Source organism: Nonomuraea sp. NPDC049758 (assembly GCF_040674635.1).
GTDB lineage: Bacteria > Actinomycetota > Actinomycetes > Streptosporangiales > Streptosporangiaceae > Nonomuraea.
Genome location: NZ_JBFAMZ010000007.1, coordinates 112438 through 136359, shown reverse-complemented (window position 1 = coordinate 136359; position 23922 = coordinate 112438). Strand labels below are relative to the sequence as shown.

21 protein-coding genes and 1 riboswitch are annotated in these 23922 nt (G+C 72.1%); of the genes, 4 read left to right on the top strand and 17 right to left on the bottom strand.

The genetic code is table 11. The annotated features are described in order from the left end of the window. Positions 1-152 precede the first annotated feature (152 nt). The 3 genes from AB0J46_RS20135 to AB0J46_RS20125 all read right to left on the bottom strand — a co-directional run bounded on the left by AB0J46_RS20135 (position 153) and on the right by AB0J46_RS20125 (position 3798). A complete protein-coding gene (locus AB0J46_RS20135; protein WP_352351730.1) occupies positions 153-1490 on the bottom strand; it encodes a class II 3-deoxy-7-phosphoheptulonate synthase in 1338 nt (445 codons plus the stop codon). Positions 1491-1558: 68 nt separating this feature from the next. Beyond that, on the bottom strand, positions 1559-2755 hold the full coding sequence (locus AB0J46_RS20130; protein WP_364333764.1) for an FAD-dependent oxidoreductase: 1197 nt from the start codon (positions 2753-2755) through the stop codon (positions 1559-1561). Positions 2756-2850: 95 nt separating this feature from the next. Then, positions 2851-3798 carry a LysR family transcriptional regulator gene (locus tag AB0J46_RS20125; protein WP_364333761.1) on the bottom strand — a complete coding sequence of 316 codons (948 nt, stop codon included), beginning with the start codon at positions 3796-3798 and terminating at the stop codon, positions 2851-2853. A 77-nt stretch (positions 3799-3875) separates the two neighbouring features. On the opposite strand from AB0J46_RS20125, the gene AB0J46_RS20120 reads away from it, so the two are divergent. After that, positions 3876-6119, top strand: coding sequence for a M64 family metallopeptidase (locus tag AB0J46_RS20120; RefSeq protein ID WP_364333758.1), 2244 nt, complete (start codon positions 3876-3878; stop codon positions 6117-6119). Here the strand turns inward: AB0J46_RS20120 and AB0J46_RS20115 are convergent. The 9 genes from AB0J46_RS20115 to AB0J46_RS20075 form a co-directional block, all read right to left on the bottom strand. Continuing rightward, positions 6066-7058 (bottom strand): aminoglycoside phosphotransferase family protein, encoded by a 993-nt coding sequence (locus AB0J46_RS20115; RefSeq protein WP_358293041.1) that lies wholly within the window; start codon positions 7056-7058, stop codon positions 6066-6068. The two genes, AB0J46_RS20120 and AB0J46_RS20115, sit on opposite strands and share 54 nt — an antisense overlap. Positions 7059-7076: 18 nt before the next feature. Beyond that, entirely contained in the window at positions 7077-7904 is an 828-nt protein-coding gene (locus AB0J46_RS20110) for an aldose 1-epimerase family protein (protein WP_364333755.1), read from the bottom strand. A gap of 54 nt (positions 7905-7958) precedes the next feature. Continuing rightward, on the bottom strand, positions 7959-8957 hold the full coding sequence (locus AB0J46_RS20105) for a LacI family DNA-binding transcriptional regulator (protein ID WP_352325792.1): 999 nt from the start codon (positions 8955-8957) through the stop codon (positions 7959-7961). Further along, the gene (locus AB0J46_RS20100; protein WP_358293036.1) at positions 8938-10347 is read right to left on the bottom strand and encodes a GH1 family beta-glucosidase; all 1410 of its coding nucleotides are present in this window, start codon (positions 10345-10347) and stop codon (positions 8938-8940) included. The genes AB0J46_RS20105 and AB0J46_RS20100 overlap by 20 nt, the downstream gene beginning before the upstream one ends. Beyond that, the gene (locus AB0J46_RS20095; protein WP_358293033.1) at positions 10344-11174 is read right to left on the bottom strand and encodes a carbohydrate ABC transporter permease; all 831 of its coding nucleotides are present in this window, start codon (positions 11172-11174) and stop codon (positions 10344-10346) included. The genes AB0J46_RS20100 and AB0J46_RS20095 overlap by 4 nt, the downstream gene beginning before the upstream one ends. Further along, entirely contained in the window at positions 11171-12127 is a 957-nt protein-coding gene (locus AB0J46_RS20090) for a sugar ABC transporter permease (protein WP_358008523.1), read from the bottom strand. The genes AB0J46_RS20095 and AB0J46_RS20090 overlap by 4 nt, the downstream gene beginning before the upstream one ends. A gap of 56 nt (positions 12128-12183) precedes the next feature. Further along, on the bottom strand, positions 12184-13524 hold the full coding sequence (locus AB0J46_RS20085) for an extracellular solute-binding protein (protein WP_364333750.1): 1341 nt from the start codon (positions 13522-13524) through the stop codon (positions 12184-12186). A 375-nt stretch (positions 13525-13899) separates the two neighbouring features. Beyond that, on the bottom strand, positions 13900-15228 hold the full coding sequence (locus AB0J46_RS20080) for an RNA polymerase sigma factor (RefSeq protein WP_364333747.1): 1329 nt from the start codon (positions 15226-15228) through the stop codon (positions 13900-13902). Between the two features lie 45 nt (positions 15229-15273). Beyond that, positions 15274-15711, bottom strand: a complete 438-nt coding sequence (locus AB0J46_RS20075; RefSeq protein WP_364333744.1) for a YciI family protein — start codon at positions 15709-15711, stop codon at positions 15274-15276. A gap of 155 nt (positions 15712-15866) precedes the next feature. Between AB0J46_RS20075 and AB0J46_RS20070 the strand changes: the two genes are divergently transcribed. Further along, a complete protein-coding gene (locus AB0J46_RS20070) occupies positions 15867-16685 on the top strand; it encodes a methyltransferase (RefSeq protein WP_364333741.1) in 819 nt (272 codons plus the stop codon). A 54-nt stretch (positions 16686-16739) separates the two neighbouring features. On the opposite strand, the gene AB0J46_RS20065 is transcribed toward AB0J46_RS20070, so the two are convergent. The 3 genes from AB0J46_RS20065 to AB0J46_RS20055 form a co-directional block, all read right to left on the bottom strand. Beyond that, positions 16740-17435 carry a CHAP domain-containing protein gene (locus AB0J46_RS20065; protein ID WP_364333738.1) on the bottom strand — a complete coding sequence of 232 codons (696 nt, stop codon included), beginning with the start codon at positions 17433-17435 and terminating at the stop codon, positions 16740-16742. A gap of 13 nt (positions 17436-17448) precedes the next feature. Then, a riboswitch (cyclic di-AMP (ydaO/yuaA leader) is annotated at positions 17449-17586 on the bottom strand. Positions 17587-17703: 117 nt separating this feature from the next. Beyond that, entirely contained in the window at positions 17704-18657 is a 954-nt protein-coding gene (locus AB0J46_RS20060) for a Gfo/Idh/MocA family oxidoreductase (RefSeq protein WP_364333735.1), read from the bottom strand. A gap of 19 nt (positions 18658-18676) precedes the next feature. After that, complete coding sequence (locus AB0J46_RS20055; protein ID WP_364333732.1) at positions 18677-19498, bottom strand: aldo/keto reductase; 822 nt, start codon at positions 19496-19498, stop codon at positions 18677-18679. A gap of 97 nt (positions 19499-19595) precedes the next feature. On the opposite strand from AB0J46_RS20055, the gene AB0J46_RS20050 reads away from it, so the two are divergent. Beyond that, positions 19596-20540, top strand: coding sequence for a hypothetical protein (locus AB0J46_RS20050; protein ID WP_364333729.1), 945 nt, complete (start codon positions 19596-19598; stop codon positions 20538-20540). After that, positions 20537-21715 (top strand): DUF6716 putative glycosyltransferase, encoded by a 1179-nt coding sequence (locus AB0J46_RS20045; RefSeq protein WP_364333726.1) that lies wholly within the window; start codon positions 20537-20539, stop codon positions 21713-21715. The genes AB0J46_RS20050 and AB0J46_RS20045 overlap by 4 nt, the downstream gene beginning before the upstream one ends. Here AB0J46_RS20045 and AB0J46_RS20040 read toward each other — a convergent pair. Further along, positions 21699-22934 (bottom strand): polysialyltransferase family glycosyltransferase, encoded by a 1236-nt coding sequence (locus AB0J46_RS20040; protein WP_364333724.1) that lies wholly within the window; start codon positions 22932-22934, stop codon positions 21699-21701. The genes AB0J46_RS20045 and AB0J46_RS20040 overlap by 17 nt on opposite strands. Next, positions 22934-23920 carry a glycosyltransferase family 2 protein gene (locus tag AB0J46_RS20035; protein WP_364333721.1) on the bottom strand — a complete coding sequence of 329 codons (987 nt, stop codon included), beginning with the start codon at positions 23918-23920 and terminating at the stop codon, positions 22934-22936. Before AB0J46_RS20035 ends, AB0J46_RS20040 begins: the two co-directional genes overlap by 1 nt. Positions 23921-23922: the final 2 nt, after the last annotated feature.

Genomic DNA, 23922 nt, shown 5'->3' with positions numbered 1-23922 from the left:
AGCCTCGCCGACCCCGCCCGTACTGGAATTCGGTTCGGTTGTCCGCGCGGCGCGCGTCACCAACACGCGCCGCGCGGAACCGGCTCACCCAGGGCGGACACCGCCCTCAACGGCACGGCCCAGCCCCGGGTTGAGCCCGGCCCTGGTAGAGCTCAGCCCCGGTACAGCTCGGCCACGCGGAAGGCGAGGTCGAGGGACTGGCCGCGGTTGAGCCGCGGGTCGCAGGCCGTCTCGTAGCGGGTGCCGAGGTCGCCCTCGACGATCTCGTGGCCGCCGCCCACGCACTCGGTGACGTCGTCGCCGGTGAACTCGATGTGGATGCCGCCCGGGTGGGTGCCGAGCGCGCGGTGGACCTCGAAGAACCCGGCCACCTCGTCGAGCACGTCGTCGAAGTGGCGCGTCTTGTGCCCGCTGGGCGCCTCGAAGGTGTTGCCGTGCATCGGGTCGCAGATCCAGGCCACCTGGGCGCCGGCGGCCGTGACCTCCTTGACCAGGGTGGGCAGGTGCTCACGGATCTTGGACGCGCCCATCCGGGTGATGAACGTGAGCCGGCCGGGCTCGTTGTCCGGGTTGAGCTTCTCGATCAGCGCCAGCGCCTCCTCCGGCGAGGTCGTCGGCCCGAGCTTGACGCCGATCGGGTTGCGGATGCCGGCGAAGAAGTCGACGTGCGCGCCGTCGAGCTGACGGGTGCGCTCGCCGATCCAGACCATGTGCGCCGAGACGTCGTAGGGCAGGCCGGTGCGCGAGTCGATGCGGGTGAGCGCCCGGTCGTAGTCGAGGATGAGCGCCTCGTGGGAGGAGTAGAACTCGACCGTGTGGAACTCCTCGGGCTCGGCCCCGCAGGCCCGCATGAAGGCCAGCGCCTGGTCGATCTCGCGGGCCAACTGCTCGTAGCGGCGCCCGGCGGGCGACTCGGCCACGAAGTCCTGGTTCCAGGCGTGCACCTGGCGCAGGTCGGCGTAGCCGCCCTTGGTGAAGGCGCGCGCCAGGTTGAGCGTCACCGCCGAGGAGTGGTACGCCTTGAGCAGCCGCCACGGGTCGGGCTCGCGCGACTCGGGGGTGAACTCGAACCCGTTGACCATGTCGCCCCGGTAGGCCGGCAGCTCCACGCCGTCGCGGATCTCGGTGCCCTTCGACCGCGGCTTGGCGAACTGGCCCGCCACCCGGCCGATCTTCACGACCGGCACCTTCGCCGCGTAGGTCAGCACGATCGCCATCTGCAGCAACGTCTTGAGCTTGTTGCGCACGTTGTCGGCGGTCGCGCCGGAGAAGGTCTCGGCGCAGTCGCCGCCCTGCAGGACGAACGCCTCTCCGCGCGAGACGGCCGCCAGCTGCCTCTTGAGCTGGTCGCACTCCCCGGCGAAGACGAGCGGGGGCAGGCCGCCGAGCTCGGCGACGACCTTGTCGAGCTCACCGCGATCGGGCCAGTCGGGCTGCTGGGCCGCGGGAAGGGCTCGCCAGGAATCGAGATCCACGAGATTGCTGCTCACGAGATACGAGGGTATTCCACTGACCCGGCCCCACCGACCCTCTTGTCCACGTTGTGAGAATGCATTTATCAGCTTTCGGGAGACTTCACATGCTCAGGCAGCACCCCAAGGCCGATGAAACGCCGCGGCAGCCGGTTGAGCAGCGGGATCCTGGTGATGTCACGCGGCATCCTGGACGCGTCGAACCGCCGCCCCAGCGCCGGCGTGATCACCTGGTTCTGCACCAGGCGCTGGGCCGCCTGGGTGACCCGCGTGGGCAGCATGCGCCGCCGCTGCAGCCGGTGCAGGAGGGACTCCGGGATCGGCAGGCCCGCGGCGAGCGGCGCGGCCAGCAGGTTGGCGGCGGCCACCGCGTCCTGGACGGCCAGGTTGATGCCCACCCCGAACACCGGCGACATGGCGTGCGCGGCGTCACCGATGCACAGGAACCCCGGGCGGTGCCAGCGGCGCAGCCGGTTGAGGGCGACCGTGAGCACGCTGACGTCGTCGAAGCCCTCGATCTGCCCGACCCGGTCGGCCAGGTACGGCAGCAGCGTGGCCACCGGCCGCCTGAGGGCGTCGATGCCCTGCCCGGTCAGCCGCCCGAAGCCGCCCTTGGGGATCAGGTAGGCGAGCTGCCAGTAGGTCTCCCGGTTGATGGCGACCATCATGTGGCCGCTGGAGATGCGCAGGAACGTGTCGTCGGGGTCGTCGTCGTGCCGGGGCAGGCGGAACCAGACCACGTCCATCGGCGCGTGCAGGTCCTGGGGGACCAGGCCTGCGCGGGCGCGCAGCGCCGAGTGCCGCCCGTCGGCCGCCACGGTCAGTGTGGCCCGCAGCTCGTGCTCGCCGGACGGGTCGCGGTAACGCACCCCGCGCACGGCCCCGCCCTCGCGGATCAGGTCGTGGGCCTCGGCGTTCATCAGCAGCCGGAAGTTCGGGTACGCGCTCGCGGCCGTGGTGACCAGCTTGAGGAAGTCCCACTGGGGCACGAACGCGATGTAGTCGTAGCCGCCCGGCAGGCCGCGCAGGCTGGCGAGCCTGATGTCGCCGGCGTCGGTCACCAGCCGCAGCTCGTGGGCCTTGCGGTGGGGCAGCTTCAGGAAGTCCTCCGCCAGGCCGAGCTCGGCCAGCACGCGCAGGGTGGAGGGGTGGATCGTGTCGCCGCGGAAGTCACGCAGGAAGTCGGCGTGCTTCTCCAGCAGCGTGACCTCGACGCCGGCCCTGGCCAGCAGCAGTCCGAGCACGGCCCCGGCGGGACCGCCTCCGGCTATCACACAAGTCATAATTCATCACCCAATGAGATTGTGCCACGTCCCCGGAAATGAGCAAGCCCCCGCGCCCCTCCGGCGTGCCGGAGGGGCGCGGGGAGGAGGTGGGGTCAGGAGGGGAGGGGCGGGCGGCCGTAGCGGGCGGTCCAGGCGGTGTAGACCGGGCTGCGTGCCGCCACGGCGGCGTGCGCGGCGCGGGCGCTCTCCAGCAGCGCCGGGGCGTGCGCGGCGAACGACGACCGCCAGATGAGCACCTGACGCATCCACAGCGGGTTCCCGCGCAGCGGCAGCACCGACACCCGCTCGCCCGGGTCGTAGAGCGCCTGGCAGGCCGACACCGCGTGCCCGGCCGCGATCAGCTCCCGCCGCACCCCGGCCTCCACGAGCTGGTACCGCCCGCGCGGCGTGAACCCGGCCCGCCGGCACGCCTCCAGCAGGTGCTCCGGCCAGCCCATCCCGTCCGGCGGCGGCAGCACCCACGGCTCGCCCGCCAGCTCGGCCAGCTCCACCTCGGTACGTCCGGCCAGCGGATGGGCGGCGGGCAGCGCCACGAACACCGGCTCGACCGCCACCACGCCCATCCCCATGGCCGGGCCGGGCCGCAGCTCGTGGTCGGGGTAGTCGGCCACCAGCGCCACGTCGAGCCGCCCGTTGGCCACCATGTCCACCAGCACCCGGACGTAGTGCTCGGTCTGCAGCGTGATCCGGGCCTCGGGCAGCGCGCCCGCCAGGTTCGCGACGAGGGGAACGACGACGGGGTTCTCGAAGCCGCCCACCCGGATCGCCTGCCCGGCCAGCTCGTACGGCCCCGCCGCCAGCAGGTCGTCCACGCCGGCGAGCACCACTCGCGCCCTGGCCAGCACGAACTCCCCGAACGCGGTGGCCGCCACGCCGCGGTGGTCGCGGGTGAAGACCGCCCCGCCGAGCAGGCGCTCGATCCGGCCGAGCTGGGCGGTGAGCGCGGGCTGGGAGACGCCGAGCGCCGCCGCGGCCCTGGTCACACTGCCGTGGTCGGCGATGGCGCGCAGCGTCCTGAGATGTCTCAGTTCGAGCTGCATCCCGCAGAAGCTATCACTCCGGAGTTATGCCCTTATGGGATGAGACTGCTGGATCCATCGGGCCGATAGTGCATGACATGCGTAGATTCGCGGCCCTGGTACTGGCCGCCGCCGTCCTATATGTCCCATCCGCCCATGCGTCGGCGGCCGCCGACGGGCCCGGCGCGGCCACGGTCGTGCCGGTCCAGGTCACCGGCGCCCCGGCCAAGCGGTTCAACCTGATCGTCATGGGCGACGGCTACACCGAGGCCGAACAGGCGAAGTTCCGGGCCGACGTGGACCGGCACCTCAACGTGATGTGGTCGATCGAGCCGTTCAAGACCTACCGCGACTACATCAACGTCTACCGGATCGACATCGTCTCGGGGGAGTCCGGCGTGAGCTGCGACCCCGGCCTGGACGCGCCCCGCCGTACCACCCCGCTGAGCATGGGCTTCTGGGGCGGCTGCAACCCCGGCAGCGTGCAGCGACTGATCACCATGGACAACTCCGCCGCCACCCGGTTCGCGAACCTGGTCACCGGGACGACGTCGGGCAACCGGCAGATCCTCGCCCTGGCCAACAGCGGCACCTACGGCGGCGCGGGCGGCAGCTACGCCACCGCCTCGGGCAGCAACTCCATGTCCGCCCTGATCAGCCCGCACGAGCTCGGCCACTCCCTGGGCGGCCTGCAGGACGAGTACGACTACTACCAGCGCGGCGTCCCCGGCGGGACCTACGGCGGCTCCGAGCCCTCCAGCGCGCACCACAGCCTGCTGACCGAGCAGCAGATGCTCGACCAGCGCCGGAAGTGGTGGCGGTGGCTGGGCGAGGACAGCGAGTCCGGCGGCCCGATCGCCCGCTACGAGGGCGGCCTGTACTACACGAGCGGCGTGTGGCGGCCGAGCAGGCACTCCATGATGAAGACCCTCGGCTACTACTTCGACCAGGTCAGCCGCGAGGTCATGACCCAGCGCATCACCGCCAAGACCACGCTGATCCAGGACTCCACGCCCACCGCCGCGCCCGTCGGGGCCGACCGGGTGCTCTGGGTCGAGCCGATGCGCCCGGTGGGGCACTCGCTGACCACCACCTGGGCCGTGGACGGCAAGAACCTGCCCGGCGACGCCGACGTCCTCGACCTGCGCACGCTGGGCCTGGCCCCGGGCACGCACACGGTCACGGCCACGGTCGCCGACCCCACCGAGTTCGTCCGCGACCCGGCGATCCGGACCGCCATGAGCCGGACCCGCACCTGGACCGTGGACACCACGCTCACCACGCCGCCCGACGGCGTCCAGGCCGCGGTCGTGTCGTCCACGCCGACGGACCGCCCGGCCGGGCGCGAGGCCGTCGTGTACGTCGAGACCACCCACCCGGCGGCGTCCGTCCCCGCCGTCGCCTGGGCGCTGGACGGCCGGCCGGCGGGCACCGGCACCGAGTTCGACCTGGGCGCGGCCGACCTGGCGCCCGGCGCCCACACCCTCACCGCCACCCTCGGCGCCACCACGCTGACCTGGCAGGTCGACGCCGCCGCGCCCACCACCGGGTACGAGCTGTCCGAGCCGCTCGCCCGCTCCGGCGACACCTACGTCTACAACGGCCCGTTCACGATGAAGCTCACCGGCGACGACGACCGCGACGGCTACGTGGTCTCGGAGTCCCGGGTGGACGGCGACGGCTGGTTCAACTACTTCGGCTGGCCCACCTCCTCCGAGCTGCCCTGGACGTTCACCGAGCAGGGCACCGTCATCGACTCCCTGGTCTACGGCAAGCTGCCGCGCGGCCGGCACACCGTCGAGTACCGCTCGATCGACGCCGCCGGCAACTACGGGCAGGCCAAGAGCTTCACCGTCACCACCATCGCCCCGCCGCCCGCCTGCGACCGCACGGTCACCGGCGCGCACCGGGGCCCGCTCACCGTGGCCGACGGCGTCACCTGCCTGAAGGACGCCCAGGTCACCGGCCCGGTCACGGTCAAGGCCGGCGCCTCGCTGGTGACCGACGGCGGCCGGATCAGCGGCACGCTCACCGCCGCCGGGCCCGCCGCCGTGCACCTGATCAGGACGCGCGTGGACGGCGCGCTCAGCGTCACCGGCGCGGCCCGGCTCACGGTCGTGGGCGCCGAGCTGCGCGGCGCGGCCGTGCTCACCGGCAACACCGCGCCGATCCTGTCGGGCGCCACGGTCAAGGGCTCGCTCGCCTGCACCGGCAACACCCCCGGGCCGGCCGACCTCGGCGTGCCGAACCAGGTGAACGGCGCGGGCGGCGGTCAGTGCGGCAAGCTGTCAGCGGGCGTCAAGGGGAAGCCGTACGAGGCGGTCCAGGACGTCCGTCAGTGAGCTGACGGCCAGATCGCGGACCCTGGCGTACTCGGACTCCGGGTACTGCCGGGGTCCGTTCTCCACCAGCAGGATCAGGTAGAGGTAGGCGCGGTACAGGTCCAGCCGGACGCGGGCCGAGGAGGTCAGCTCCAGCGGCGTCACCTCGCGGTAGCCGGCCAGCAGCGGGTCGTCCTCGCGCAGCTCGTCGAAGATCGTCGGGGTGACGAACTCGGCGATCGGGTCGCCCCAGAACGCCCGCTCGTGGTCGATGATCGCCTGGATGCGCGGCTCGCCGGTCAGGTCGAGGAACACGTTCCCGGCCCACACGTCGAAGTGCACCAGGCACGGCGTGGTCACCTCGTCCAGCACCGGCGCGGCCCGCTCGAAGACCGCCATGATCTCGGCGGCCGGGCGCGGCAGCGGCGCCGGGTAGCGCTCGGTGTCGGCCAGCAGCGCGCCCGCCATGGCCAGGAACGCCTCCCGCCAGGTCGAGCCGACGATCCCGGCGTGCGGGTAGCCGAACACCTCGCCGGTCACCGCGTTGAAGGCGGCCAGGTGACGGCCGAGCTCCCGGCGCAGCGCCTGCTCGCCCTCGGGCTTGACGTCGTTCCAGGAGACGCCGTCGAGCGCGGTCAGCATCAGGTAGTCGCCGCCGAGCACCGGGTCGTCGAACCCGGCCACCAGCAGCTCGGCCATCGGCACGCCCGCCGCGGCGGCCAGCTCGTAGGCGGCGGCCTCCATGCGCAGCAGGTTGCGCTCGTAGCTGAGCTGGTCGAGGTCGGGCGAGGGGGAGAGCTTGAGCACCACCTCGCGGCCGTCCTCCAGGGTCAGCCGCCACACGGCGTTGGCGTAGCCGTCGGTCAGCTCGACGGCCGTGAAGACGCCCGCCCCCACGGCCCGTCTGGCCAGCGCGTCGAGCTCGGCGGGCGATAAGCGGCGCTTGGTCCTGCTGTCCACGCGAGGCCCCTTCCGGGTTCAGGCGACGCTGATCGTCCAGCTCGCCACGTGTTCGTCGCCCGGCCGCAGCACGACCAGGTCGGTGCCGGAGTTGAAGGCGTCGGGCGGGCAGGTCATCGGCTCGGCCGCGACGCCCTCGTAGCCGAGCTGCCGGCTCGTGCAGACCTGCACCCAGGGCAGTACGGCCGGGTCCCAGGCGAGCCGCACCCCGCCGACCCGCACCTCGCCGCGGTCGAGCCCGGTGAAGGCGTGGTCGATCACGGTGTCGCCGACCGGGCGCGGCTTCCTGAAGTCGTACGGGGTGCCGGCGACGTCGGCCAGGCCGGCCGGCAGCAGCCGGTCGTCGGTCGTCAGGTAGCGGGCGGCGGGCAGCTCCAGCTCCTCGCCCAGCAGCCACGGGTGGGGCCCGCAGCCGTAGGGGGCGTCGGCCGCGCCGGTGTTGCGGGCCGTGACCGTCGTGGTCAGGCCGCCCGCGTCGAGCCGGTGCTCGGCCGACAGCGCCAGCGTGAACGGGTAACCGGGCGCCTCGGCCAGCTCGTACGTCAGGCGCGCCCGATCGGCCTCGGCCTCGGCCACCTTCCAGTCGACGACGGCGACCAGGCCGTGCAGCGCGTGACCGCGGTCGGGCTCGGTCACCTCCAGCCGGTGCGAGCGGCCCTGGAAGGTGTAGCGGGCGCCGCCCACCCGGTTGGGCCAGGGGGCCAGGACGGTGCCCGCGAAGTAGGGGACCGGGCCCTGCTCGGGCCAGGTCGTCACCAGGTCGCGCCCGCCGTGCCGGAGCGTTCTGAGCGCGGCGCCGCGCGGGCTGATCTGCGCGGTGTAGCCGCCGCCTTCGAGCTGGGGCACGGGAGAAGGTCCTTTCGTCGGGCGTGCGAGCAGCCGGGCCAGGATAACGCCTGGTCAGGCAGACTCTCGGCGAACCAGGTGCGTGTCGAGGATCACCACGGGCTGACGCAGCTCCTCGCCGTTGATGCGGGCCACGAGGAGCTGGGCCATCTGGCGGCCCATGGCCTCCGTGGGCTGGTGGACGGTGGTCAGCGGCGGATCGGCGTGCAGCGCGGCCTTGGAGTCGTCGAAGCCGATCACGGCGACGTCGCCCGGGATCGCCTTGCCCGCGGCCTTGAGCACGCGCATCGCGCCCAGGGCCATCGGGTCGGAGGCGGCGAAGACGGCGTCGAGATCGGGATGGCTCTCCAGCAGCTCCTGCATGGCGGTGGCGCCGCTCTCCTCGGAGAAGTCGCCGAAGGCCACGATCTCCGGCAGCCCCGAGGGCAGCAGGGCGTCGCGGTAGCCGGCCAGACGGTCGACGCCCACGCCCATGTCCTGGGAGCCGGCGATCGTGGCGATCGCGCCCCGGCCGAGGCCCAGCAGGTGTTTGACCGCCTGCCGGGCCCCCGCCCGGTTGTCCATGTCCACGAAGCTGTAGGGGTCGAGGCCGACGGGCCTGCCGCCGAGCACGGTCGGCACGCCCATCTCCTCCAGCCTGCCCGGCAGCGGGTCGGCGCCGTGCAGCGACAGCAGCAGCACGCCGTCGACGTGCTGCCCCGTCAGGTAGGTCTCCAGCCGCTCGTGCTCCTCGGGGGAGCGCGCCATCGCCAGGATCAGCTGCAGCCCGGTCTCGGCCAGCGCCGAGCCGATGCCGCGGATGGTGCCGGCGAAGTACGGCTCGTCGAAGACCCGGAACTGGGACTCCGACACCACCAGGGCGACCGTGTCCGTGCGGCGCGTGACGAGGGCACGCGCCGCCCTGTTGGGCACGTAGCCCAGCTCGCGGATGGCCAGCTCGACGGCCTCGCGGGCCTTGGCGCTGACGTTCGGCGAGCCGTTGATGACTCTCGACACCGTGCCCCGGCCCACACCGGCCCGAGCCGCGACTGCCTCAAGAGTCGGTCGGTTCATGTCGCCTATTCTGCCGGATGATCTCCGAGTACCAGTGCGCGCTGTCCTTCAGCAGCCGCTCCTGGGTGTCGAAGTCGACGTGGACCAGGCCGAAACGCTTGCCGTAGCCCCAGGCCCATTCGAAGTTGTCCATCAGCGACCAGGCGAAATAGCCCTGCAGGGGCACGCCCGCGTCGATCGCCTGCCGGCACGCGCCGAGGTGCGCCTCCACGTACGCCTGCCGCTGCGCGTCGTGGATGCGGCCGTCGGCCAGCACGTCGTCGAAGGCGGCGCCGTTCTCGGAGACCACCATCGGGATCGGCGGGTAGTCCCGCGCCACCCGGGTGAGCACCTCCACCAGGCCGTCCTCGTCGATCTCCCAGCCCATCGCGGTGACCGGCCGGCCGCCGTTGACGAACGAGACGTGCTCGCTGCCCACCCACGGCGAGGCCGTGTCCGTGGGGGCCGCCGCCGCCGACGCCCTGCCGCCGGGCGCGCCGGAGACCGTGAAGCGGCTGTAGTAGTTGACCAGCAGCACGTCGATCGGCGCGTTGATGGTCTTCATGTCGCCCGGCCGCACGAGGTCGTCGTCGATCGGGATGTCGTTCAGGACGTCCTCGGGGTAGCGGCCGGTCAGCAGCGCGTCCAGGAAGAACCGGTTCTGCAGGCCGTCGATGCGGCGGGCCGCGTCCAGGTCGGCCTCGCTGCCGGTCTCGGGGGAGATCGCGTACAGGTTGACGCACCCACCGGCGCGGCGCGCGTCCATCGCCTGGACGGCCAGGCCGTGGGCGAGGTTGAGGTGATGCGCGCCCCTGATCGCGTTGCGCGGCTCACGCCGGCCCGGGGCGTGCTCGCCCGAGGCGTAGCCGAGGAACGCGGCGCACCACGGCTCGTTGACCGTGCTGAAGGTGTGGACGTGGTCCTTCAGCGCCTCGTGCACGATCGCGGCGTACTCGGCGAAGCGGTAGGCCGTGTCGCGGTTGGGCCAGCCGCCCTTGTCCTCCAGCTCCTGCGGCAGGTCCCAGTGGTAGAGGGTCAGCCACGGGTCGATGCCGTTGTTCTGGAGCTCGTCCGTGAGCCGCTTGTAGAAGTCCAGGCCCTTCTGGTTGACCGCGCCCGAGCCGGTCGGCTGGATCCGCGGCCAGGACACCGAGAAGCGGTAGGCCGTCAGGCCCAGGTCCGCCATGATGGCGACGTCCTGCCGGTAGCGGTGGTAGTGGTCCATGGCCACGTCCCCGTGGTGCCCGTTGAGCACCCGCCCCGGGGTCTTGGTGAAGGTGTCCCAGATGGACGGGCCGCGTCCGTCCTCGGTGACCGCGCCCTCGATCTGGTACGCCGAGGTGGCCGCGCCGAACGCGAAACCGGGAGGGAAGCGCAGCCCGGGACGAATCTGTTCCTCTTGTGTCGTCACGCCTTGACCGCACCTTCCATGAGTCCGCCGACGATCTGGCGGCCGAATGCGACGAATACCGCGATGAGCGGAATGATGGACAGCGCGGTACCCGCGAAGATCAGCGAGTAGCTGGTCGAGTAGCGCGCGTTGAGCGAGTTGATGGCGATCTGCACGGTCGGGTTGTCCGGCGTCAGCACGATCAGCGGCCACATGTAGTCGTTCCACATGAGCATGAAGGTGTTGATGCCGAGCACCGCCATGCCCGGACGCACGGCCGGCAGCACGACGTTCCACCAGATCCGCAGCGTCGCCGCGCCGTCCACCCTGGCCGCCTCGACCAGTTCGTTCGGCACGGCCTGGCGCGTGTACTGGGTCATCAGGAACACGCCGAAACCGTTGAGCAGGTACGGCAGGATGATGGCCTTCAGCGTGCCGGTCCACTCCAGGCTCACCATCATGCGGTAGAGCGGGACCACGCCCATCTGCTGCAGCGGCACCGCCATCGTCAGCAGCACGAGCAGCAGCAGGATGTTGCGGCCCTTGAACTGCAGGCTGGCGAAGGCGAACCCGGCCAGGGTGGAGATGATCACCACGGACACGGTGACGATCGCCGCGCTGAAGAAGGAGTTGGTCAGGCCGAGCAGGAAGTGCGCGTCCTCGTTCTCCAGCACCGCGACGATGTTCTCGCCGAGGTTGCCGCCGGGCAGGAACTTCGGCGGCACCGACACGGCGTCGGAGTTCGTGCGCGAGGCGATGACGAGCATCCAGTACAGCGGGAACGCCGACAGGAAGATCGCCACCCCGAGCATGACCCGCGTCATGACGGTCGGTTTCCAGCCGGTCACTTGGCGCCTCCGATCCGCCGGACGAACAGGAAGTTGACGGCCGCGCCGATGAGGATCAGCAGGAACAGCAGCCAGGCGGCCGCCGCGGCGTAGCCGTAGTCGAACTCGCGGAAGCCCTGCTTGACGACGAACATCGCCACCGTCTGGAACTGGCCCTGCGAGCCGCCGTCCACGTTGCCGTTGTAGAAGGTGGTCGGCTCGGAGAACAGCGTCAGGCCGCCGATCGTGGAGTTGAGCACCACGAAGATCATGGTCGGGCGCAGCATCGGCAGCGTGATCTGCCAGAACTGGCGCCGCCGGGACGCGCCGTCGATGGCGGCCGCCTCGTACAGGTCCTTGGGGATCGTCTGCATGCCGGCCAGGAAGATGATGGCGTTGTAGCCCGTCCAGCGCCAGTCGACCATCGCGGCGATGGCCAGCCAGGACGGGAAGCGCTCGGCCCGCCAGTTGATCTTGTCTCCGCCGAACCAGCCCAGGACCCAGTTGACCAGGCCCCAGTCACGCGCGAACAGCTGGGTGAACACCACCGCGACCGCGACCACCGAGGTGACCAGCGGCAGCAGCACGCTCATGCGGATCGGCAGGCGCCAGCGCAGCTTCTTGTTCAGCGCGTTGGCCAGGAACAGGGCCATCAGCATCTGCGGGATCGTGGCGAGCAGGAAGATGCCGACGGTGTTGGTGACGGCGTTCCAGAAGTCCTCGTCGGCCAGCAGCGCGGCGTAGTTGCCCAGCCCGGCCCACTTGGTGTCGCCGGCCAGGTCGTAGTCGTAGAGCGAGTAGTAGAGCGTGAAGGCCAGCGGGAACAGCCCGAAGGCGGCGAACAGCAGGAAGTACGGGGACACCAGGGCGTACGGCATGGCCTTGACGTCGAGTCGAGAACGCCAGAGGCGGCCGGGCGGGCGGTCGCGGCGATGGTTGTTCCGCGCCGCCCGCGGAAGGGTGTCGAGGCTCATAACAGACCTTTCAGCGGCAAGCCCGGCCCGCTAGCGGCGGGCCGGGCGGGGGAAGATCAGCCCGCGGCCTTCACCGCGTCGTCGACCAGCTGCTGCCAGGCTTTGTCGTAGGCCACCGAGCCGTCGTCCATGCCCTGGATGACCGACTCGACCGCGTTCTTGACCTGCGCGTGCTTCACCCCGAGGAAGACCGGCTGCAGGCTCTCCGCGGACTTGGCGAAGATCTCACCGATCGGGGCGTCGCTGAAGAACTCGTTCTTCGCGCCCTGCACGGCGGCGTCGGCCTGGGCCTTGCTGTTGCTCGGCATGTTGCCGAAGTCGGTGAAGATGCTCGCCTCGGTCTGCGCGCTGGTCAGGTAGTCGGCGACCTGCGCGGCCTCCTTCGGGTGCTTGGACTGCTTGGGCACGGCCACCCACGAGCCGCCCCAGTTGCCGCCGCCGCCGGGCACCGAGGCGACGTCCCACTTGCCCTTCATGCCGTCGCCGGCGTTGCCCGAGACCACGCCGAGCATCCAGGACGGGCAGCCGACCGTGGCGAAGGCGCCCTTCTGGGTGCCCGCCGCCCACTCGTCGGTGAAGTTGCGCAGCTTGGCCGTCAGGCCGGACTGGCTGAGCTTGGAGGCGAAGTCGAAGCCCGCCTTCACCGCCGGGTTCTTGTCGACGATGAGGTTGTTGTCCTTGTCGAAGTAGGCGACGTTGCCGTTCTTGGCCGCCTCCTGGTACAGCACCACGTTGTAGAGCGTGTTGGTGCCGTCGGTGAACTTGGTGTCCTTCACCTTCGCCTGGAACTGCTGGCCGACCTTCATGAAGTCGTCCCACGTCGGCCACAGGGCGGCGACCTTCTCGCGGTCCGTGGGCAGCCCGGCCTTCTTGAACAGGTCCGTGCGGTAGCACAGGCTCATGCCGCCGATGTCGGTGCCGAGGCCGAAGATCTTGCCGTCGGCCGTCACGCCGTTCTCCCACTTCCAGGCGGGGTAGTCGGCCTTGCGGCCCTCAAGGCCGTACTCCTTCAGGTCGGCCCACCACTCGGGGTGCGCCTTGGCCAGGCCCATGCCGCCCTCGTCGATGCCGATGACGTCGCCCGCGCCGTTGCCGGACTGCAGCCACTGGATCATCTGGGGCCAGTACTGCTGCTCGAACTGGTCGGTCAGGTGCTCTTCCTTGATCTGGATGTCCTTGTGCTCGGCGTTCCACTTCTCGATGGCGTTCTTGTAGCCGAAGTTGGAGCCGCCGCCGAAGGTCTGCACCCGGATGGTGACGGGCTCGGCCGCCGCCGCGGAGGAGGCGGGGCTGTTGCCGGCGGCCGGCGTGTCGCCGCTGCCGCACGACGCGACGGTCAGCGCCGCCGCGGCCAGGGCTGAGGCCGCGGCCAGACCGCGACGCTTGCTGATCATCATGGGGGACCCCTTCTCGGGTGACTGATGGGAGGTGCACCGCGGCACGCGCTCCGCCGCGGTGGGAGTGTTTGGGAGCGCTCCCACAAAGGGTGCACTTACCGGCTGTGTCCGTCAATCCGCCGAAACGGAACCGTTACCAATCGTGCGTTTTGCCACCCAGAATCAGGATTTAAGGGGATGAAGGGTGTGAAGGGCGGTTTGGGAGCGCTCCCACCTCAAGAGACATCTTTCGTGCCGCATCAAGGGCATGTCGCCCGGACGCTCCGGGCTTGCTCCCGGTCAGGTGTTGCTGTCACGGAGCGTGACGATCTTCTGGAACGTTCCAGCGCCTTACCCACCGCTCGGCCCGACGCTCGGCCTCTGGGGAAGCGGCCCTCAGCAGGCGGCGGCGCGTTCGTGGAGCAGGGCGCGCTCGCGGGAGTTGCGGGTCATCGAGGCCGCCCGTTCGAACTCGGCCCGCGCCTCGCCGCGCCGGCCCAGCCGGAACAGCAGGTCGCCGCGGACGCTCGGCAGCAGGTGGTAACCCTTGAGCGCCGGCTCGTCCACGATCTGGTCGAGCAGGTCGAGGCCCACCGCCGGGCCGTAGGCCATCGACAGCGCCACCGCGCGGTTGAGCTCGACGACGGGGGAGCGGGCCAGCCGGGCCAGCGACTCGTACAGGCCGGCGATGCGCACCCAGTCGGTGTCGCCGGGGTCGAACGCGCGGGCGTGGCAGGCCGCGATCGCGGCCTGCAGCGTGTACGGCCCCACCGCGCCCGCCCGCTCCTCGGCCCGTTCCTCGGCCAAGCTCTCCGCATGCTCCTCGGCCAGGCCCTCGGTTCGCTCCTCGGCCGGGCTCCCGGCCCGCTCCTCGGCCAGGCTCTCGGCTCGTGCCAGCGCCGCCAGCCCGCGCCCGATGAGCAGCCGGTCCCACCGGGTGCGGTCCTGCTCCAGCAGCAGCACCGGCTCCCCGGACGGCCCCACCCGGGCCGCCGCCCTGGACGCCTGGATCTCCATGAGCGCGACCAGCCCGTGCACCTCGGGTTCGGCGGGCATCAGCCCCGCCAGGACCCGGCCCAGCCGCAGCGCGTCCTCGCACAGGCCGGGCCGCATCCAGTCGTCGCCCGCGGTCGCCGAGTACCCCTCGTTGAAGATCAGGTAGATGACCTCCAGCACGGACGACAGGCGTCCGGCCAGCTCGGCGCCCTGCGGCACCTCGAACGGGACCTTCCGGTCGGCCAGGGTGCGCTTGGCCCGCACGATCCGCTGGGCGGCGGTCGGCTCGGGCACCAGGAACGCGCGGGCGATCTCGTCGGTGCTCAGGCCGCCGAGCACCCGCAGCGTCAGGGCCACCCGGGCCTCCATCGACAGCGCCGGGTGGCAGGCGGTGAAGACCAGCCGCAGCAGGTCGTCCTCGATCTCGTCGGGCTCGGGCGGCTCAGCGGCGGTCTCCAGCCGGTGGCCCAGCTCGGCCAGGTTGCGGGACATCCGCTCGTTCCGGCGGATCAGGTCGACGGCGCGGCGTTTGGACACCGTCATCAGCCAGGCGCCCGGGTTGCGTGGCACGCCCGATTCCGGCCACTGCTCCAGGGCTGCGACCAGCGCGTCCTGGGCCAGTTCCTCGGCCAGGCCGACGTCGCGGACCAGCCCGGCCAGGCCGGCGATGAGCCGGGGCGCCTCGATCCGCCAGACCGCCTCGATCGCCCGGTGGGTGTCGGAAGCCATCACCGGCTCATGACACCAGCACCGTCCGGGGTCCGCAAGCCGAGGTCAGCTCTCCCGCCCGCCCAGACGCCGGCGCATGGCCCTCTCCCGCTCGACCTCCACCGGGTCGGACGAGGCCGCGTCGGGCGTGTCGGAGGCGTCGTACACTCGCCACACGTCCAGGCCGATCCCGTCATAGCCCTTCGGGACGGGCACGCGCATGGCCCATTCCAGAGCCTCCTCCCTGGACTTCACCTGGATCAGCCAGAACCCCGCGATCAGCTCCTTGGCCTCGGCGAACGGGCCGTCGATCACCGTGGCCCGGCCGCCGCTGTAGGCGATCTGCGCGCCCTGCGAGCTCGGGTAGAGCCCTTCGGCGGCCAGCAGCACCCCCGCCTTGGCCAGCGCCTCGTTGTAGGCGTGCATGTTGTCGACGAGCTCCTGGCTGGGCAGCGCCCCGGCCTCGGTCTCCCCGTTGGCCTTGCCGACGATCATGAATTTCATCCTGCCGTCCCTTCCGTCCGCGGCTCCGGGGCGGAGCCGGCCTCGCCGAAGCGTCGAACGGGCGCCGGCCGGATCGACACGCGGGCGCGGACCGTCCGCTTCCAGGGCACCGTACCGGTCGTGCGGCCGGCGGGCCGATGTGCCATCCTCGCCCCATGCACCAACCCGCACCAGACGCCCCCGTGCCCAACCGGGCCCTGTGGGACGAGCGCGCCCGCGTCCACGGCTCCACCTCGGCCGACCGGTTCTACGACGTCGACGCCTTCCTCGCCGGCCGGCAGACCCTCTACGCGCTCGAACGCCGCCTGGCCGGCGACGTCGCCGGCCTGGACCTGCTCCACCTGCAGTGCCACTTCGGCCTGGACACGCTGAGCTGGGCGCGTCTCGGAGCGCGGGTGACCGGCGTCGACTTCTCCCCGGTGGCGGTCGCGCGCGCCCGCGACCTGGCGGCCAGGGCGGGGCTGGCGGCCACGTTCGTGGAGGCCGACACGCAGCGGCTGCCGGAGTCGCTGGCCGGCGGCTTCGACGTGGCGGTGGCCACGTACGGCGTGTTGTGCTGGATCGGCGACCTGGACGCCTGGATGCGCGGCGCGGCCATGGCGCTGCGGCCGGGCGGGCGGCTGGTGCTGGTCGACCTGCATCCGGCCTACGAGACGGTGTCCTCGCTCGACCCGCTGGTGGCCGACTGGCCCTACGGCGGCGGCCAGGCCCACCGGGAGACGGTGACCGGCACGTACGCCGACGCCGCGGTGGTGACCGAGGCCCACGAGGCGGTCGAGTACCCGCACTCGGTGGGCGAGATCGTCACGGCGGCGGCGCGGGCCGGGTTCACGGTGGCCGAGCTGGGCGAGCACGTCGAGACCGACATGGACCCGCGCGGCCTGCTGGCCGAGGGCGCGGACGGCCGGTACCGGTTCCCGTTCGGGGACTCGCACCTGCCGATCCTCTACTCGCTGGCGGCGGTCCGGCCCTGAGACGCGGCGAGCGCGCGTCCCTCGTGCGGGACGCGCGCTCGGAGCGGGGGGAGGTCAGCTCGCGTACTGCGGGTATCCGTAGCCGACGACCTGCGACTTCGGACGGACGCGCTCCTCGACCTTGCCGTTGCCGGTGTTGCCCTCGACCGTGGAGATCGTGCCGTCGCCGTTGTCCTTGACGACGAAGCCGACGTGCTGGATGGCGTCCAGGCTCTTGCTGCCGCCCCAGGAGAAGAAGACGACGGCGCCCGGCCTGGCCTCGGTGCCCCAGCGGTCGTTGGCGGCGAACCACTTGGCGTGGGCCACGGTCCAGGCGTCCCAGCCGACCTGCGGGCGCGCGCCGGTCTGCTCGCCGACCCAGGAGACGAAGATTGAGCACCAGGGGGCGTTCAGGTACATGGCGCGGGTGCCGCCGTCGCGGGCAATGGTCTCGGCGGCGCGCTGGGAGTCGGCGTACCACTTCTGGAACTTGGTGCCGCCGCCGTAGGCGTTCTCGGAGGTGCCGACCTGGGCCTTGGCCATCGCCAGGACCTGCTGGGCGGTGACGTTGACCTGGGTCTCCTCCGCCTTGCGGGTCTGGGCGGCGGCCTGCGGCGCGACGGCCGAGTGGCCGGCGGCGGCGGCCGGGCCGGCGCTGTCGGCGGCGGCGGCGGTGGCGTGGGCGCCGATGGCGGAGGCGAGGATGGCCGCGCCGAGCGCGGCGTGGGCGTAGGTGATCTTCGGGGCACGGATGGGACGGTGCGTGGCCATCGAGGGCATTGACTCCTTGCTTCCATGCCGCTTACCGGGTTAGCTGACGGGTTCGGACGTGGAAGCTGCCCTACGGCACCGAAGTGCCGATTCACCCCAAAGGACGTGGGTCCCCGGTTCCGCCCGGAGGCGGATTCAGCGGTCACAGGACGATCCTGTGAAATGTCTTGCGATGGTTGGACAAAGCCGGACAAACCGGACGTCTGCCGCGAGATGCCCCACAAGGTAATACATCGGGCAAGAGCAAGGCAAGTGGCTAAAGGTCCAGCTAGGAGAGTTGCGCCCGCGCTTCGGCCAGAAGCCCCATCATGGCAAGGGATTCGTCAAGCGGCATGATCGCGCTCTCCGTGCGGCCCTCGATCGTGGCCGCGCGCACCTCGCGCAGCTCGCCCGCGTAACCGTTGTCGGCCGGGTCGAGCACCAGCTCCTCCGTCTCCATCGACGGCCCCGACAGCAGCACCCGCCGCGGCGCCCAGAACGGCGCCAGGATGTCGGCCCGCATCGACGTGCCCACCACGCTCGCGTCGTTGGCGTGATGTGCCAGCAGCGACACGTCCACCAGGGCCCGCCGCCCGTCCGGGTACAGCAGCAGCCCGCCGGCCTCGGCGTCGACCCCGCTGGGCGCCAGCGAGCCGGCCATGCGCAGCTCCGCGGGCATGCCGAGCAGCAGCTGGGCCAGCCCGAACGGGTAGATCCCCAGGTCGAGCAGGGCCCCGCCGCCCAGCTCAGGCGCCCACAGCCGGTGGGCGGGGTCGTAGGGCAGCGCGAAGCCGAACGAGGCCCGCACCGACCGGATCTCACCGAAGCGCGGATCGGCCGCCACCCGCTGGATGAGCGGGTTGAAGCGCATCCACATGGCCTCCATGAGGAAGACCCCGGCCGCGCGGGCCAGCGCCACCATGCGCTCGGCGTCGGCCACGTCGGCCGTCAGCGGCTTCTCGCACAGCACCGACTTGCCCGCCGCGATGGCGGCCTCGGCCACCTCCAGATGCTGGGCGTGCGGCGTGGCGACGTAGATCGCGTCGACGGCCGGATCGGCGCACAGGGCCTCGTAGGAGCCGTAGGCCGACTCCGCGCCCAGCTCGTCGGCCAGCGCCCGCGCCCTGAGCGGGCTCCGCGAGCCGACGGCGGCCACCCGCATGCCGGGCTCGGCCACGATGGCCGCCCCCACGGTACGCGCGATGCCGCCGGTCGCCGCTATTCCCCAGGTGAAATCTCGCACGACCGAGATCGTAGAGCGCTCAGGTCAGGTTGAACGAGTCGGGGTCGGGCCCGATCCGCCGCCCCGCGTTCATCGCGCCCATGGCCGCCATGTCCTCGGTGTCGAGAATGAAGTCGAACACGTCGATGTTCTCCTCGATCCGCGACGGCGTGACCGACTTGGGGATCACCACGTTGCCGAGCTGCAGGTGCCAGCGGAGCACGATCTGGGCGGGCGTCTTGCCGTACTTCTCCGACAGCACGCGCAGCGCCGGGTCGGCCAGCAGCCCCTTGCCCTGCCCGAGCGGGCTCCACGCCTCGGTCAGGATGCCGTTGGCCTCGTGGAAGGCCCGCAGCTCGCGCTGCTGGAAGTACGGGTGGAGCTCGATCTGGTTGATCGACGGCGTGATGTCGGTCTCCTCCATCAGCCGGGTCAGGGTGGCGACCGTGAAGTTGGAGACCCCGATGGCCTTGGCCCGGCCGTCCCGGTAGATCTTCTCCAGCCCCCGCCAGGCCTGCACGTACCTGTCCTGCTCCGGGACCGGCCAGTGGATCAGGAAAAGATCTACGTAGTCGAGGCCCAGGCGGGCCAGGCTCTCGTCGAAGGCCTGCTCGGCGCGCCCGTGGTCGCCGTTCCACAGCTTGGTGGTGACGAACACCTTCTCCCGTGGCACCCCGGCGGCGCGCACGGCCCGGCCGACGCCCTCCTCGTTCTCGTAGGCGGCGGCGGTGTCGACGTGCCGGTATCCGGCGCGCAGCGCGGTCGTCACCGCGTGCTCGGCGTCGTCGGCAGAGACCTGCCAGACGCCGAAGCCGAGCTGTGGTATCTGCACACCGTCGGTGTTGAGCATCAGCGAGTTCATACCCTCCATTGTTCACGTGTCGTTTCTTGCGGCTTAAGCAGGCCGGGCTACCTTGAGGCGGGTCGTGCAAGGCCATCCACCGGCTGGGGGAAACAGAGTGGTCAGACAGGCGTCGGCCTGGGTGGAGTCTCCGCTCCAGATGCTGTGCGCCGTCGAGGCCCACCATGCCGGGCTGCTCGGCCCGGACACCGTGGTCGTGCCGCGCGCCGGCCTGCGTCCGCTGCGCGCCACCCGCAAGGAGCTGCGCCGCCTCGACCTGCCCGCCGGCCTGGTGCTGGACGAGCCGCGCGAGCGCATGCCACGCCGCGTCCAGGCCGTGGGCGACGCGTTCTCCGGCAAGGTCCAGATGCGCTGGCTGACCTCCGACCCCGGCCGCATCGTCGTCGTGGACGACGGCCTGGCCACGCTCAGGCTGCTCGAACTGCTGGCCGCCGGGCCGTTCCGGCCGCTGCTGCGGGCGCGGGCGACCTCCTCGCGGGCGCGCGCCCTGCTGGGCCTGGCCGCCGCGCTGCGGCTGCGGATGAGCCGGGTGTCGGTCTTCACCGCCCTGCCCGTCCCCGACGAGCTGGCCGCCGCCGTCCGGGGGGCGGGCGTCGACCTCGTCCGCCACGACTTCGCCTGGCTGCGCGCCCAGCCGCCGAGCGCCCAGGGGCCCGCCGAGCGCACGGTCGTCCTCGGCACGTCCCTGGTCCGCAACGGCCTGGTCCACCGCGACCACTACCTGCGCTGGCTGACCGACCTGGCCGGGCGCGAGCCGCTGGCCTACTACCCGCACCGCCGCGAGGACCCCGTCGACCTGGCGCTGATCGGCGAACGTCCCGGCATCACGGTGCACGACGCGGGCGTGCCGGCCGAGCTGACGTTGCGCGGCCTCGACGCCGGGCAGCGGGTGCTCAGCCTGCCCTCGACCGCGATCACCTCGCTGCGGGTGCTGCTCGGCCCGCGCGGCGTCGAGGTCGAGCCGGTGGACGTTCCCGACGACTGGTGGACGAGCAGGGCGGCCCCCGGCCTGCGATCGCATTTGACAGGAGCTTCCAGGTGAGGGTGCTGGCGGTAGCCGACTCCGACTCGTATCTGAAGTGGGCGGCCTGCCTGCTCGACGACCTGCCCGCGGGCTGCGAGAGCGAGCTGGTGGTGGTGCGCACCCCGATCGCGCCCTCGCCGGAGCAGATCGCGGCGGCGGTGGGCGGGCGCGCGGCGCCCCCGGTGTTGTCGGCGCGCTCGCTGCGCCGCCTGGCCGAGCGCACCCGCCCCGACGCGATCCTGGTGGGCTGCACGGGCCCGGTCGTGGACGTCCTGGTGGCCGACGTGCTGGCCGGGCTGCGGCCGGCGGGCCGGGCACGGCCGGTGTTCGTCAGCGGGCTGCCCGGCATCTCGGTGCCGGCCACGGAGAAGGCGTGGCTGTTCCGCAGCGGCTGCGACCTGTTCGTGGTCCACAGCGAGCGCGAGGTGGCCGAGTTCTCCGAGATCGCCGGGCGGCTCGGCGGGGGAGGGGCGGTCGGGCTGGCCCGGCTGCCGTTCCTGCGGCCCGGCGCGGTGTCCGGCGGCGGCGACCGGGTCGTGTTCGCCACCCAGGCCAAGGTGCCGCGGGCGCGTGAGGAGCGCGAGCGGGTGCTGACGGCGCTGGCCGAGCTGGCCGCCCGCCGGCCCGGCCTGGAGGTCGTGGTCAAACTGCGCGCCCTGGAGCACGAGCGCCAGACCCACAACGAACGCCACCACTACCAGCGGCTGTGGCGCGAGATGGGCGAGCCCGGCAGGCTGACGTTCGCGGCCGGGTCGATGCACGAGCAGCTGTCGCGGGCGGCCGGGTTCGTCACGGTCAGCTCGACGGCCGCGCTGGAGGCCGTCGCCATGGGCGTGCCGTCGCTGGTGCTGAGCGACTTCGGCGTCAGCGCCGAGATGATCAACCTGGTGTTCGAGGGCAGCGGCCTGCTCGGCACGCTCGGCGACCTCGCCCTGGGCGACTTCCGCACGGCCGAGCCGCGCTGGTGCGAGGCCAACTACTTCCACCCGGCCGGCCGCGACGACTGGGCGGCCCTGCTGACCGGCCTGGCCGCGGACGGGACGCGCCCGCCCGCCCGCTCGCTGCTGGACGGTCCCGAGCACGCCGCGGCCCGCCGCCGGGCCAGGTTGCGGGTGGAGGTGCCGCCCACGATGTTGCGGGCGGGCTACCGGGCCAAGCGGCGGGTGCGCCGCTACCTCAGATCGCTGACCTGATCTTCCTGCGCAGCCTGGACAACGCCGAGGGCGGCTCGGCCAGCCCCAGCGTCTCCAGGCGCTTGCGCTTGAAGTAGCGCCCGTCGAACGTGACGCCCGGCGGGCGCAGCTCGGGATAGGCGTCGGCCTGCATGCAGTAGCCGACCGCGCGCACCAGCGCGGGCAGGTCCGTGCGCGGCGGCTCGTCGATCACGCCGTCGGCGTTCAGCCGGGGCAGCAGCGCGTCCACGATCGTGGCCGGCACCCGGTTGCTGTTCTCGTACGGCGTGAGCCGGTCCAGCACCAGGCCGGTGCCGAAGGAGGCGACCGGCAGGCCGAAGTAGCGCCGGGCGGTCACCAGGCCCGTGGAGAAACAGCCCACGACCAGCTCGGGCCGCTGCGTCGCGAAGCACACCTCGGCCGGCACGCTCTCCCCGGCCACCGTCAGCCGCACCCCCAACGGCCCGGCCGCCGCGCGCAGCAGTTGCGCGTGCCGGCGTCCGGCGGCCGGGTGCGGCTTGAACACCACGTCGGTGCAGCCGCGGGCGGCCAGCGCACGCAGCATCGAGGCGTGCAGCCCGGCCTCCTCCTCCGGCGTGACGATCTCCAGCGCCGACAGGTACTGGCCGAGGACGACCGCCTGCCCGGCGCGCAGGTCCGGCGCGGTGGCGGCCACCTCGTCCACGACCGCGCGGAAGCGCTCCTCGGGCAGCACCACGGGCGGCACGCCGTACTCGCTGAGCAGCAGCGGGGTCAGGCCGGGCACCAGGTCCAGGTGGAGCAGCCGCTCGATGCGGCGGGAGATCTCCGCGGGCAGCGGGTCGCGGGTCGGCCCGTAGCTCATCAGGCCGTCGGAGTAGACGGTGATCGGGCAGTCGCGCACCAGGCCGGCGATCGTGCGCGCGGGCGGCACCGCGATCGACTCCAGCACCAGCTCCTCGACGTCGTCCAGCGCCAGGTGGGAGCGGATCAGCCGCTCGAACATCGGCACCTCGATGACCCGCGCCCGCCAGTCGGAGGGGTGCAGCGGGGCGATCAGCTCGTTCCAGGAGTGCACCTCGTCGAAGCGCGAGCGCAGGGCGGCGAAGCCGGGCGTGCCGTCGAGCGGCACCGACACCTCGGGGATCGCCGCGTTGTTCGACACGATCAGCACGCGCCGGCCCGCGCCGAAGCGGCCGTCGTCGATGGCCGCGGCCAGCGACATCGCGCCGAACAGCGTCGAGGCGTAGAAGACCTTCATCAGGAGTCCTCCCGATCCCGGCGGATCCGGACGTGGGGGCTGGGGGGAATGTCGGGCACCAGGGCGCGCAGCGCGGCCTCCCGCTCGACGGCCATCCGCGACACGGCGTCGGCCACCAGGGCGGACGGCAGGCCGCGGACCATCTGCGCGCCCCGCTCCTCGAACCGGGCGCGCAGCGCGGGCGTGAACCGGCCCGCGAGCTCCAGGTGGTGGGCCAGCAGCGAGCAGAAGTTGCGCGCCGCCTTGGGCAGGAACTCCGGCTCCAGGTCCTTGAGTACCAGCTCGAAGGCGTCGAAGAAGTGCAGCTGCCGCTCGTCGCCGACCTGCGTCAGCGACCCGGACACCAGCCGCCGGTAGAACACCCCGGCCAGCGGCACCACCGCGAACGTGGCCGCCTCCCGGTGCAGCCGCCAGATCCACGGCCGGTCCTCGGCGGTGTGCAGCGAGCCGGGGAAGTGCAGCAGGTCCCGCAGCGAACGCCGGTAGACCCCGGCCCACGCGTACGGGTAGTCCACCATGGTCCGCTCCCCGGCCGGCAGGATCGCCGAGCGGGGGTCGAGCACGACGCCGCGGCGCGACAGCGGGGCCCGGTGCACCACCCGCCTGCGCCCCTCCACCTGGACGTGGTCGACGCGCACGAAGTCGCAGCCGAGCCCGTCGATGGCCGCCACCAGCCCGGCCAGGTAGCCGGGCGCCAGCCAGTCGTCGCCGTCCATGAACGTGACGAACCGCCCCGAGGCGGCCGACAGCCCGGTGTTGCGGGCGTCGGCCAGCCCCACGGGGGCGGGGTTGCGCAGCACGGCCAGGCCGGGCAGGTCGCGGGCGAAGTCGGCGATGATGTCCGGGGTGGCGTCCACGGAGCCGTCGTCCACGACGATGAACTCGAAGTCGGGCCGGGCGTTGCGGGCGAGCGAGGTGAGCGCGTCGGCGATGAAGCGCTCACCGTCACGCACCGGCACGACGACGGAGAGAGTGGTCGGCGTCATGA

Excerpts from the sequence above, each read along its gene's own strand:
- AB0J46_RS20130 (WP_364333764.1), bottom strand. The coding sequence starts at position 2,755 with ATGACTTGTGTGATAGCCGGAGGCGGTCCCGCCGGGGCCGTGCTCGGA.
- AB0J46_RS20125 (WP_364333761.1), bottom strand. The coding sequence starts at position 3,798 with ATGCAGCTCGAACTGAGACATCTCAGGACGCTGCGCGCCATCGCCGAC.
- AB0J46_RS20120 (WP_364333758.1), top strand. The coding sequence starts at position 3,876 with ATGCGTAGATTCGCGGCCCTGGTACTGGCCGCCGCCGTCCTATATGTC.
- AB0J46_RS20105 (WP_352325792.1), bottom strand. The coding sequence starts at position 8,957 with ATGAACCGACCGACTCTTGAGGCAGTCGCGGCTCGGGCCGGTGTGGGC.
- AB0J46_RS20090 (WP_358008523.1), bottom strand. The coding sequence starts at position 12,127 with ATGAGCCTCGACACCCTTCCGCGGGCGGCGCGGAACAACCATCGCCGC.
- AB0J46_RS20085 (WP_364333750.1), bottom strand. The coding sequence starts at position 13,524 with ATGATGATCAGCAAGCGTCGCGGTCTGGCCGCGGCCTCAGCCCTGGCC.
- AB0J46_RS20080 (WP_364333747.1), bottom strand. The coding sequence starts at position 15,228 with ATGGCTTCCGACACCCACCGGGCGATCGAGGCGGTCTGGCGGATCGAG.
- AB0J46_RS20075 (WP_364333744.1), bottom strand. The coding sequence starts at position 15,711 with ATGAAATTCATGATCGTCGGCAAGGCCAACGGGGAGACCGAGGCCGGG.
- AB0J46_RS20070 (WP_364333741.1), top strand. The coding sequence starts at position 15,867 with ATGCACCAACCCGCACCAGACGCCCCCGTGCCCAACCGGGCCCTGTGG.
- AB0J46_RS20065 (WP_364333738.1), bottom strand. The coding sequence starts at position 17,435 with ATGGCCACGCACCGTCCCATCCGTGCCCCGAAGATCACCTACGCCCAC.
- AB0J46_RS20055 (WP_364333732.1), bottom strand. The coding sequence starts at position 19,498 with ATGAACTCGCTGATGCTCAACACCGACGGTGTGCAGATACCACAGCTC.
- AB0J46_RS20040 (WP_364333724.1), bottom strand. The coding sequence starts at position 22,934 with ATGAAGGTCTTCTACGCCTCGACGCTGTTCGGCGCGATGTCGCTGGCC.
- AB0J46_RS20035 (WP_364333721.1), bottom strand. The coding sequence starts at position 23,920 with ATGACGCCGACCACTCTCTCCGTCGTCGTGCCGGTGCGTGACGGTGAG.